The sequence below is a fragment of the Dyadobacter sp. CY326 genome (assembly GCF_021390515.1).
Lineage (GTDB): Bacteria > Bacteroidota > Bacteroidia > Cytophagales > Spirosomataceae > Dyadobacter.
This window is the reverse complement of record NZ_JAJUXI010000006.1, coordinates 98,894-110,635: the sequence shown is the minus strand read 5'-3', so window position 1 is coordinate 110,635 and position 11,742 is coordinate 98,894. Positions and strand designations below refer to the sequence as shown.

Below are 11,742 nucleotides of genomic sequence, written 5' to 3'. Positions count from 1 at the left end.
TTCCCTAGTATCAAGATGGGTCGCTCAGACTTGCTAAGTCTTAAAGACTTAGCAAGTATTCATTATAAAAAGTATTCGTTAATCGCTTCCTTATCAGTCATGATATTCAATTCCAAATCATAAACCTTCGTCTCTTCCGGCTCAATAAAAATCAAGGTTTTATCCTCTCTCGCCTTGGCCTGACCGTTCAATGGATGCGTGCTGGGTTCCAGGCCGGTAACGTATTCGCCTTTGCCCCAATGTTGCCAGTTCGCCATCCAGGGAAGTTGTTCTTTCTTGAATTTAAGTCCGACAGCCATGCCGATTTTCTCATTATGAAGTCCGCAAACGCTGTCGCCGAAAATATCCGCCTCAATGTCAACCAAAGCCACTTCTTCGCCGCTTCCCAAATGGTCGTCCAGTGGCGCGGGGCATTTTTTAAAATCGTTTCCTTCTTTGAAAATCTTTGCATTTGCTTCACCGTGCCTTGGGTGCCATTTGCCCCGCCAAAGAATGTCAGTGCCTTCTTCAGCCAGTGGCCAGCCGAAGTTGAAATGATACAAAAGCATGTGCGGCGAAGGCGTGTTGCCCTTATTCGTTACTTCGTCGTGAATGCGAAGGCCGGGTTGTCCCAATGTGGCTGAAATGGTTCTTCTGAGTTCCAGACTGGGCCCGAATGGTTTTGTTTCCCTGATTATGCCCGTAATGCTCATTTCCAGCTTACCCGCTCTCGGGTCCGGCTGAATGATGGACACGATCTCTGCCGGCGAATTACTGATCAATCCGTGCAAACCTCTGTCCCCGAAACTGTCCGACTCAGGTCCGCCGACGTGCGTCAGTCCGCAGGTTGTGAGCAATCCACCGCCAAATGTTCTTAACCAGTCAATGCCTTTATCTGAAAATGGTTGCGGATAAGTAATGCCGCCGTGACTGAGCCAGGCCAGACTATGCTGATTATAAAACGCATCTGCAATGTCCATCGCTCTATCAATCACCACTTTGAAGCGAAATCCAGCTCCTGTGTTAATCCAGGCGATCCGCGTGCCTCTTCCGGCGCCGTTGTCCAGAACAGACGTTTCAATGCCTCCGATCTGCAAGTGATTGGACACCTTATCCCGCCAGTCCTGATTTATATGCTCCGCACTTTCCATGTTTTTACTTAGGTCAATTCAAAAATAAAAAAGGCTTAAACCACCTTTCTTTAATGTGTTTTCGACAAAAAATCCCTCACCCTCAGGTTGAAATCATCTGTATTTTCAAAATGAAATGCGTGTCCCAATTTTTCGTAAAGAAACAATTCAGCATTGGGAATGCCATTTGCGACTTCTTCCGCCATCCAAACTGGTGTGAAAATGTCCTCCCGGCCTCCTATCACCAATGTTGGCTTATCAATTTGACCCAAATGCGGCAATGCGTTGTGATTGATGCAGGCCGCGGCCTGGCCTTCGAGTCCGTGCAGCGGTTGCGGATGCGGATTTACAGCATCCTGCTTCCTGCCCAATTCAAGCTCTTCAAGCTTCAACGGGTTATCCCAGGAAGATTTTGAAAAGATCAATAATTGAATGTATAAACTGAACTCCTCCGGCCGGAAACGGGCTTTGCTGTTCATAATGTGCTGAAACAATCCTTTTGCATAATTGTCGCAGCGCGCCCAGGGGCACATTAACACCAGTGATTTCACTTTTTTCGGATGCCTGATCGCGAGCTGCTGCGCAATGGTGCTGCCCATGGAACAGCCTACGACCTGCACATTTTCCAGTCCGAGCGAATCGAGCAGGCCAGCGTAATCATCGGCCATTTGCTCGCTTGAATAAGGTCCGGCTGGTTTGTCGGTTTGCCCTACGCCGCGGTTATCCCCGATTATGCAACGAAAATGATGTTTCCAATCAGCCACATGCACATTCCAGACTGCTCCGGGCGCCGTGATGCCCATGATCAGCAAAAGCGGCTCGCCCGAGCCCCTTTCTTCGTAATACATGTTGATTCCGTTGGTTTTGATTGTTGGCATACGTGGAATGGTACAGGGAGCCCTCTGGGGCCTAAAACCAATTAAAATGTTTGTTGCTAGAAACAGGGAGTCCCACTGGGGCTTATTTTAACGCTGGGATCAGGTCGTTTTGAATCCAGTTGCCATCGTGGGTTGTTACGAAGTCTGGATCTTCCAAAGCTTCTTTTCCCTCATCTTCACAAATGATCCAGCCGCTATAACTAATGTCTTTCAACCATTGTGTCACGCCCAGAAGATCAACTTTTCCTTTGCCCATTAATGTAAATTCAGGATTTCCGTCCCAATCCTTATAATGCACGTGGTTGATGAGCGATTGATATTCCTTCATTTTCGACAACGGGTCCATATCGCCATTGATAATGTGACCCACATCCGGCGTCCAGCCCGTAACCGTCGAATCCAGCGATTCCAGCACGATTTTGTAATCTTCGGCTGTGCGGATAATGGATGTGTGCGGTGAATTGGGATGGTAACTGCATGTGACACCTTTATCCGCCGCGCGTCTTGAAACGGTGTTTACAATGTTGACAAGTCGCTTTTGACGTTCCGCAAGATCATGGCGACCAGTGGGGATCTGGACTGTGTTCAGAACCGCGCCTGGAAAGCGTTGCAAAACTTGGATCGCGTGGTCGGCAACTTCACGTTCACGCTCGGTTTCTTCTGCCTCGTTCCAATCCAATGCGAGTGCCAATGCTGCCAGTTCAATGCCTTGTTCCTGCAATTTTGCTTCGAGTTTGTCTGGATCTATCAAATCGCCCATCCAGGTAAAAATGGGTTGAATTCCGGTAAAACCGGCTTTTGCGATGACTTCAATCATATGCCCCAGCCGGCCCTGATGCGTTTGCCCGTTGTTGCTCATAAACCAGGTGTAAACCTCTGACCCGAAGCGAAATGGAAGTGTTTGAGACATTAAAATATTTTTTAATTATTGATCAAAACAAAAATTATTTGGCTTTCTTTTTGACAACTTCACCCGGCATAATGAGCGAATCCCAGCCTGCCAGATCGGAAGGTTTAACATTGGCCTTATAACCGCTAAAATTGAATGTTGTAGGTTTGTAAGGGCCCACAAAAGCAATGTTATTGTCAGGCTTAGTGTCCTTTTCCATGCCCAAGGCCCAGAATGTGGCATTGAGCACCATCCGGCGAAAGCCTTCATTTAATAAATCCTCGGACGCGCCGTGTGTAGTTGTGAAGGAGCGCCCTTTTTTGCCATTTTCAACCTGATAATCCTTGATCCAGGCAACGGGCAGCAATTCTTTTGTTTTATCGGGCTCAGAAGAGGCCGTCATGCCGTTCAAAACCTGGCCTCTGGCAAGCACAGTTCCCTTAGGCTCAGCCGTGTAACCACCCGACTGCACCCACATATCTTTCACACCACGCATGATTGGATGCGCTTCCTGCGATTTTTCAATAATGATTTTGGAAGACTGCTTGTGATTTGTCCCGTAATGAGAAACCCACGTTTCGCCCAGCACATATTCGCCGAAGCCATCCTTCCAGTTGGTTTTGTCGCCTTTGTAATCCCAGCCGTAATGTGCCCATTTGGGATTCTTTTTTGTGTCAAAAGCGTGGGTGGAAGTGCGGAAAGCGACGACCGGCCCGCCGCGTTTGATGTAATCGTCAATGTGCTGCATTTCCGCGTCGGGGAAGCTGGCGAAGCGCATGAACATAACCAGCAGATCGGCTTTGTCTAGGACATCCAAGCCCTTAATGTCAGAGCCGCCCGGGAAAATGTTGCCCGCGGAATCGAGTGCGTATACGACGGTGCAAGTAAAACCATAAGTTTTTGCCAGAATTCTTGCCAATGCGGGCAGCGACTCTTCGCCTCTATATTCGTGGTCTGTGGCAATGAAAACAATGTTCTTGCCTGCTCCCGGACCTTTATCGCCTTTATAAACGACACGATATTTGTCGGCGTCGAAACCCTGCGCTTTTGCATTGATGGTTTTGAAGCTGAAAACAAATGCAACAATACTGATCAGCAATAATTTAAAGACTTTATGCATGGTTCAGGAATCTTTTGTTGGGATCAAAGGCCGTGTTTCAGGCTCATTTCGCGGATAAACTTGTAACCATTTTCGGCCATGTCCCAAGGGTCTGAAAACTCCCGCCAAACCCCGATTGCATTGGCAAAATCCGGATCATTCCTTGAAAACGCTTCAATCGTAAGCCAACCCTGATATTTGATTGCGGCCAATGATGAAAAAGCATCGTCCCAAAGCACTTGTCCGTCACCGGGTGTTCCGCGATCGTTTTCGCTGATGTGCACATGAGCTAAAACGGGTGCAATGGTTTGGAGCGCCGTGGAATATTTTTTCTCTTCAATGTTGGAATGATGCGTGTCGAACATGGCGCGCACATTGGGATGATCGGCTGCTTTTACGAGTTTGAGCAATTGCTCCATCGTGTTGCATAAGTAACATTCAAAACGATTGAGCGCCTCTAATGCGAATGTAATGTTGGCTTGTGCTGCATAATCTGCGGCTGCGTGCAAAACTTCTCCCGCCAATGCATATTCCTGATCCAATGCGGGCCGATTAACAAAAACTGTGTGCGCCGAATGGAATGGGCCACAAATCACTTTTGCATTGAGATCATGCGCCCGGTCCACTGCCCATTTGATCTTATCCAAAGCCTTTTGCCGTATCTCCGCCGACTCGCTCACCGGATTTTCATTTGCGCCGACCGTTACCACAGCCGTCGTTTCGAGCCCGAGATCTTTGGTATAATTTCCAACGCGCTGATAAGCAGCCGATTCCTGAGGGCCTAAATAAAATTCCGCTCCGTCATAACCGATCCCCTTTAATCGATCAAGGATTGGAAAAAGGTCGTCAGAAACCGCCGCCGTCCAGGCAAGCACATTAAATCCTATTTTATTCATTTCACTAAAATTCGTTGCTGCCTGCTGTCGGCAATCGTATTATTGTTTGATTCTCAAATCTTTATATTCCACTTTCATTGGTGGGCCAACGTGAACCTGCACGCCTAACAATCCGCTCTTCTTGCCATTAACTGTATCATTATCAGTCACATCACTCATCAATACACCATTAATGTAATGTTGCAGGCGATTTCCTTTGGCAACAATGTGAAACTCATTCCAATCTTCGCTCTTAATCAACGTTTTCAGCGAATCAGAGCTTCCTAATGAGCCCGTCACTTCCAAACTCGTCCAGGCATTGCCTTTTACTCCCGCGCGAACGGCCTCTGGTGTATTTTCTCCTGTGTAAGGCTTAATTGTCGTTTTTTGACCGCGATATGCGAGCGTTGTTCTTTTGCGCTCTTCATAATTTTGGCCTGTATAATTGTTTTTTCCGTCAATGTCGGCCTGGTAACCTTTCAATGCAAATGGAACGTCCGTCAACTGCTCGCTTCTGTAATTAACACCTGAATTACCGGCTGTTGCGATCTTAACAGAACCTTTCAGTTCAAAGTCTGCGGGCTCGCCGCCTTTCCAAATGATGAAAGAGTTTGTTTTCAAAAGGGTTTCCGGGGTGATTTCTCCTACAAGATTTCCATTTTCAACTCTCCAGTATTTCGGATCGCCGTCCCATCCCTTCAATGTTTTACCATCAAAAATGGAAACGAACCCTTTTTCTTTCTTTTGCGCCACGCATGAAATCTGGCTTCCAATGGTCATTAAAACGGCCAGCATAAGTCCGGCGCTGATAAATCTGGAATTCATTTGGATTGTATTTATTGGTTTAGTGACTTCTTGAAATTGGGCTTCCCTTACAACAACGGGAATTTTTTTGATAACTACTCTTAAAAAAGCAGAAATTAATATCCAAAAATTCCTAAAAATATCCGGGCGACTGTCCTGTACTAACCTGCCTGAACAAGACTTTCCACGTTTTCGAAAATCTGGAAAGTCTGCATTGCGCACAAAAAAAGGCGGGAAAGCCTAAGCTTCCCCGCCACATCACAACCAACTTCACTCACCAACTTCACATAACTCAATTATTAAGGCATTAAAACTTTGTCAATTACATGGATGACGCCGTTAGATTGATACACGTCTGCGATGGTTACTTTTCCTTTGTTACCTTTCGCATCTGTAACGATCAGGTCTTTTCCGTCCATCGAAAAAGTAAGCTCAGCTCCCTGAACCGTTTTTGCCATTGCTTTGCCTTTTCCGTCTTTAATCATTTTCGCAACTGATTTGGAATCAACTTTTCCAGGGATAACGTGGTAAGTCAAAACCGAAGTCAATGTGCTTTTGTTTTCTGGTTTCAGCAAGTTGTCAACCGTTCCTGCTGGAAGCGCGTCGAATGCTGCATTAACCGGTGCAAACACAGTGAAAGGGCCGGTGCCAGACAATGTTTCAACCAATCCCGCAGCTTTTACAGCTGCAACCAATGTTGTGTGATCTTTGGAATTGACAGCGTTTTCAATGATGTTTTTGGAAGGATACATTGGTGCTCCACCCACTGTTACTGTTTTTTCTTGCGCAAATGCACTGAAGGCAGTCATCAAAGCCACTGCCAAAAAGCTTGTAATTTTCATTGACGTTTTCATAGGTAATAAGTTTGTTTTTTAATACCAGATATACGCCTTTGAAATTCTGATGGATCGATGATGCTGGAAATTTTATTGTCTTTTTTGTCTTTTTTGGCTAGCGCGAAGCTTCGCTTCGTGATTTTTATTTTCAGGCCTCCGGCCGGTTTTCGGAGGTTGGTCGGCCGGAGGCCTGCGAATAGTGGGTACGAAGCTGGGGCTTCGCACCATCCGCACCAGCACATCACGGGAGTGGGTCGCCGGGGGTTTTCTTGGCGGGGTCGTAGATGGCAACGCCTACGCGCGAGTCGGCGCAGCCGTAATAGAGGAGCCATTTTTTCTTGTAATAGACCATTCCTTCAAGAAAGACGGTTCCTGCAACATATTGACCGCTTTTTTCAAACGATTCCATCGGCCGGAAGAACGGAACATCGAGTCTGGCGAGCACTTTCGAAGGATCATTTTTATCAAATAAAACCTGACCTGCGCAGTAACTATTGGGTGTAAACCGCTTGTCACCGTCCTCGCCCTTGTCATTTTTACCATTATATAAAAGGACGATTCCCTTGTCCGTAACGATGGCTGGCGGGCCGCATTCTGTTAAATTACTGTCGAAAAAGCCTTTTCTTGGCGAGATCAGATTGACCAGGTTTTCATTTTTATCAACAACCGGCGTCCAGTTAATGAGGTCTGTGGATGAAGCCAGATTTACATTCGCTTCGCCGAAATAAAGCCAGTATTTGCCATTGATTTTCGCGATAACCTGCTTGTCGCCAACGAGTTTTGTGATTAGAGAGCCGGATTTCGACCAGATTTCATTGAACTTGCCATTGAATGCTTTGGTGAATGCCGGGCCATGTTTTTCCCATTTTAACAAATCCTTCGAAGTTGCGATGCCCAGCCGTGCTTTGTCTTGATTCCATTGTGTGTAAATGATCACATATAATCCTTCTTCAGTGACCGCAACGCGCGGATCTTCGCACCCGCCCGGCCATTCCATTGCTTTCTGGTTGTCTTCTGCCGGGAATAAAACGGGTTCTTTACGCCTTTTAAATGTGATTCCATCCTCACTTTCGGCATAACCAATGCGGGAAGTGCGTTTTCCAATGGCCCGGCCGGCCTTGTCTTCGGCACGGTAAAGCACCACGATCTTTCCGTCCTTAATGGTTGCAGCAGGGTTAAAAGTGTCATTGGATTCCCAATCGATCTGCCTCTTATTCATTGGACAAAAAAATGTGGAAGTGGAGTCAGGGGAAATGACGGGATTTACGCCGGCGGGACGCTGGAAACCTCCGAATGTCCATTCTGGAAGTTTGTTTTCCTGCTGCGCAAATGCATTTCCTGAAAATAAGGTGAGGCTTATGGCCAGCACAGAAAATATTTTTTTCATAAACAAAATGAAATTAAAAAATCCGACTCGAACGAATCGAGCCGGATTATACAAACTTTTCTTAAAATTACCTTATCTTATTTGTTGGCTACAAGGTTCACATCCAATGTGAAATCATTGTCAATTGCCTTATCTCCAAGGTTTTCAAAGAAATTGGCCGAACGGAATTTGATGTCATATTTCGTGCGATCAACTGTTACTTTGGCATTGGCAGTCACTTTCTTCGCATCTGCTTTTACTGTTGCCGGGAATTTCACATCCTGTGTGATGCCTTTGATTGTCAATTTACCTGCAACATCGTAAGCGTCGCCGCCTTTTGGTGTAACCGAAGTGATAACAAGCTTAGCCTGAGGATGTTTTTCTACTGAAAAGAAGTCATCACTTTTCAAGTGACCAGTCAGTTTGCCATTCATATCTTTGTCGGTTACATCCGTAACCACAAGCGATTTTACATCAGCAACGAATGTTCCGCCTTTCAATTTGTCGCCATCGACGATCAATGAACCACTTTCAACGGGCACCGAACCTGCGTGTGTGCCAGTTACTTTTTTCGCGCCCCATGTTATTGTGCTGCTTTTTGCGTCCACTGCGAGGGTTTTGTCTGCAGCTTTTTTATCAGGACCGCCAGCGATTGCAGCAGCATTGAACAGCACACCTGCAAAAAGGAAAACAAACATCTTTTTCATAGTCATTCGATTGTTATTGTTAAATTGATTTGAAAGATAAGAAGATATAATTAAATTTTATTCAGCTAGTTTAACACCACTCAGACCTTCCAATATCGCCTTTCCCTCTTTCCAATCCGCCAATCCTGAGACTGCATTGATATGACCTTTCTTTCCAATATTTACAAATTCACTGCCCCAATCCTCAGCAAAAGTCTTTGATCTGCTTATGGTTGCGTATATATCATTGGTGCTCGCTACTACGACTGTTTTAAATGCAAAAGGTTTAATGGGGATGGGCGTAAACCCGATCACAAAATTTAAACGCCTGGACATTTCTGCATCTGCCGGCGCCACAAGCAATGCGCCCTTAATGTGATCCGACGCATGACTGGCAGCCCAATGTGCAATGGTCATGCATCCGAGGCTATGACCTACCAACACCGTCGGCCCGGTCAATGCATTGATCTGCTTTTCCAATTGCCCGACCCAATCCTCCTTCACCGGCCAGTCCCAATTCTCCTGCTGCACTCTGCTGAAAAGATGCGGATATTGCTGCTCCCAGATGGTTTGCCAGTGCTGCGGCCCTGAACTGGCCAAGCCAGGAACGGTTATAAACTGCATATGCCTCTTTATTTGGTAAACAAACTATATTTTATCCTTCACGCAGCGAAATCCTAAGTTGTTGCTGCCGCTTGTGACTTCGCCCTTTCCGCGGCTTCCTGCCTTATAGCGAATGCAATAATCGTCACTGCAAAGGAAAGAACCGCCCCGTTGTACGCGTTTCACTGCACCCGGCTCTTCTGGATCGTAACTGTCAGATGGGCCTTTTGGATTATCCTTTGGGCTTTTTTGGTAATAATCTGGTCTGTAAAGATCTTCGCACCATTCCCACACATTGCCATCCATATCATACAAGCCGTAAGGATTGGCAGGAAATGTCTGCACAGGGGCGGCGGCCTGAAACCCATCTTCAATGGTGTTTTTATCCGGAAAGCTGCCCTGATAAATGTTTGCAACCCACTTGTTCCCAGGCTTTAATTGATCGCCCCAATAATAAGTGTGATTGCCTCTTCCGGCTTGCGCGGCATATTCCCATTCTGCCTCGGTTGGCAATCGCTTGCCAGCCCATTTTGCATAAGCGGCCGCATCTTCATAGGAAACATGCGTCACAGGAAAGTTTTCACGTCCTTTAATAGAAGAAGACGGTCCTTCGGGATGAGCCCAGCTGGCGCCCGGAACGTAATTCCACCATTGCAATGGATTGTCAAGTGAAACCTGTGTTTTGGTTGGTGTAAAAACGGCTGAACCCGGCACCAGTTTGTCGGCAGGAACACCCGGATAATCGGCTGGATTCAAGGGCCGTTCTGCGATTGTCTTATAGCCTGTCGCCTTTACAAATGCTGCATATTCTGCATTCGTAACTTCGTGTTTATCCATATAAAAACCGTTGACAGAAACTTCATGCATGGGGCGCGAGTCTGGAAATTCATCAGCGCCCATCAGAAATTTACCACCGCCAATCCACGCCATTCCGGTTGTATTGCCTTTTCCTTCTGTCACGTAACTCGCATTCTTGATCGCTGCTGCGCGCGACGGCATCCCGTCGGCAATGCAATGCGCAAGGCTGTCGGCTTTTCTTTCTTCGGCCGTCTGCTTTTTTTCACAACCTGTCGTCGACAGAATTGCTATGCCTAGTAAAAAACTTATTTTAATTGTTTTAACAAAATTCATAACCTGATTATTAAACCCGAGCAAATTGGGTCGTTTTGATTTTAAAAACATCCTTTAATGCTTGTTTCGCAGCATGATAGCCGCACATGCCATGCACGCCTCCTCCCGGGGGTGTGGATGACGAACACAAGTAAACGCCCTCTGCCGAAGTGCGGTAAGGTGAAAACTGCAATGTTGGCCTTGAATAAAGTTGAAAAATATCCTGGATGCCACCGTTGATATCCCCGCCAACGTAATTCGGGTTGTAAGCCTCGATTTGAACCGTGTTCATCACATGCTTTCCTTTGATAACGTCTTTAAACCCTGGCGCAAAACGCTCAACCTGATTTTCGATTATGTCCGTCATATCTTTCGTCGAACCATTCGGGACGTGGCAATAGGCCCAGGCTGCTTGCTTCCCCGCGGGCACACGAGACGGATCGAACAGGCTTTGCTGCGCCAAAAGCACAAATGGTTTTTCTATATGCTTGCCATTTGAAAGGCTCTTTTCACTGTAAGCAATTTCCTCGAATGTATTTCCCAAATGCACAGTTCCTGCTTTTTTGCAAGCCTCGGCCTTGAAAGGAATCGGCTCTTCCAATGCCCAATCAATTTTGAAAACGCCCATTCCATAACGGAATCTTTCAAGCCTTTTGCGGTGAGATGCGCTTAACTTTTCACCGGCAATGCTTAACAATTGTTTGGGCGTCACATCAAGCAAAACAACCTTTGAAGCCGGAAGCTCATCCAGCGATTTTACTTCAAAATCTGTTTCAACTTCCCCGCCTATTGTTTTAAAATAATCCGTCAATGCATTGGCCACGGACTGACTGCCTCCTTTTGGAATAGGCCAGCCTTTCAAATGCGCGGCTGCCATGAGCATAATTCCGAATGCAGATGTTGCAACATTCTGCAATGGTTGAATCGCATGCGCCGCCATTCCTGCCCAAAGGCCTCTTGCTTCCTTTGTTTTAAAAAACTTTCGCGTCCAGCTGGCCGGTGGAAGCGCTTTTATTCCAAATGCTGCCAGATCGACCGGATGCTTTGGCCATTCCAGCGGCCCGAGCAAATCCGGCAGCAAGCCCGGGAGATCTTCGACGAGCGGCTGCATAAAATCGAGATAAGCGCCTTTATCAATTCCTAAACCATCTGCTGTCTCCGCCAACGACTGGTGCAAAACGGCCGCATTGCCATCGTCAAATGGATGCGCTGCGGCATATTCCGGCTGGATCATTTCTAATCCAAAATCCTTCAATGGCACACTTTTAAAAAACGGCGAAAGCATTGCCATCGGGTGGATCGCCGAACAAACATCATGCACAAAACCGGGAAGCGTAAGCTCGGCAGAACGCATTCCGCCGCCAATGGTCGGCTTTGCTTCCACCACCAGAACCGACAGCCCGGCGCGCTGCAAGGTGATCGCTCCTGCCAGTCCATTCGGACCAGAACCCACCACGACTGCATCATATTCTACTTTTCGCACAACC

12 protein-coding genes are annotated in these 11,742 nt (G+C 46.8%); all 12 read right to left on the bottom strand.

The window, feature by feature from the left end; translation table 11 throughout:
* Positions 1 to 62: 62 nt before the first annotated feature.
* The 12 genes from LZG73_RS13305 to LZG73_RS13250 all read right to left on the bottom strand — a co-directional run bounded on the left by LZG73_RS13305 (position 63) and on the right by LZG73_RS13250 (position 11,738).
* Positions 63 to 1,130, bottom strand: a complete 1,068-nt coding sequence (locus tag LZG73_RS13305) for an aldose 1-epimerase family protein (RefSeq protein WP_233850157.1) — start codon at positions 1,128 to 1,130, stop codon at positions 63 to 65.
* A 50-nt stretch (positions 1,131 to 1,180) separates the two neighbouring features.
* Positions 1,181 to 1,987, bottom strand: coding sequence for an alpha/beta fold hydrolase (locus LZG73_RS13300; RefSeq protein ID WP_233850155.1), 807 nt, complete (start codon positions 1,985 to 1,987; stop codon positions 1,181 to 1,183).
* Positions 1,988 to 2,069: 82 nt separating this feature from the next.
* Entirely contained in the window at positions 2,070 to 2,897 is an 828-nt protein-coding gene (locus LZG73_RS13295) for a sugar phosphate isomerase/epimerase (RefSeq protein WP_233850153.1), read from the bottom strand.
* 34 nt (positions 2,898 to 2,931) lie between these two features.
* Complete coding sequence (locus LZG73_RS13290) at positions 2,932 to 3,996, bottom strand: ThuA domain-containing protein (protein WP_233850151.1); 1,065 nt, start codon at positions 3,994 to 3,996, stop codon at positions 2,932 to 2,934.
* 23 nt (positions 3,997 to 4,019) lie between these two features.
* Positions 4,020 to 4,871 carry a sugar phosphate isomerase/epimerase gene (locus tag LZG73_RS13285; RefSeq protein WP_233850149.1) on the bottom strand — a complete coding sequence of 284 codons (852 nt, stop codon included), beginning with the start codon at positions 4,869 to 4,871 and terminating at the stop codon, positions 4,020 to 4,022.
* A gap of 39 nt (positions 4,872 to 4,910) precedes the next feature.
* The gene (locus LZG73_RS13280) at positions 4,911 to 5,675 is read right to left on the bottom strand and encodes a DUF1080 domain-containing protein (protein WP_409014338.1); all 765 of its coding nucleotides are present in this window, start codon (positions 5,673 to 5,675) and stop codon (positions 4,911 to 4,913) included.
* Between the two features lie 278 nt (positions 5,676 to 5,953).
* A complete protein-coding gene (locus LZG73_RS13275) occupies positions 5,954 to 6,508 on the bottom strand; it encodes a fasciclin domain-containing protein (protein ID WP_233850147.1) in 555 nt (184 codons plus the stop codon).
* Between the two features lie 223 nt (positions 6,509 to 6,731).
* A complete protein-coding gene (locus tag LZG73_RS13270) occupies positions 6,732 to 7,877 on the bottom strand; it encodes a glycoside hydrolase family 130 protein (protein ID WP_233850145.1) in 1,146 nt (381 codons plus the stop codon).
* Between the two features lie 77 nt (positions 7,878 to 7,954).
* Positions 7,955 to 8,563, bottom strand: coding sequence for a YceI family protein (locus tag LZG73_RS13265; protein ID WP_233850143.1), 609 nt, complete (start codon positions 8,561 to 8,563; stop codon positions 7,955 to 7,957).
* 57 nt (positions 8,564 to 8,620) lie between these two features.
* On the bottom strand, positions 8,621 to 9,166 hold the full coding sequence (locus tag LZG73_RS13260) for an alpha/beta hydrolase (RefSeq protein ID WP_233850141.1): 546 nt from the start codon (positions 9,164 to 9,166) through the stop codon (positions 8,621 to 8,623).
* A 24-nt stretch (positions 9,167 to 9,190) separates the two neighbouring features.
* Positions 9,191 to 10,276, bottom strand: coding sequence for a formylglycine-generating enzyme family protein (locus LZG73_RS13255; RefSeq protein WP_233850139.1), 1,086 nt, complete (start codon positions 10,274 to 10,276; stop codon positions 9,191 to 9,193).
* Between the two features lie 10 nt (positions 10,277 to 10,286).
* A complete protein-coding gene (locus LZG73_RS13250) occupies positions 10,287 to 11,738 on the bottom strand; it encodes an NAD(P)/FAD-dependent oxidoreductase (protein WP_233850137.1) in 1,452 nt (483 codons plus the stop codon).
* Between the last annotated feature and the right edge of the window lie 4 nt (positions 11,739 to 11,742).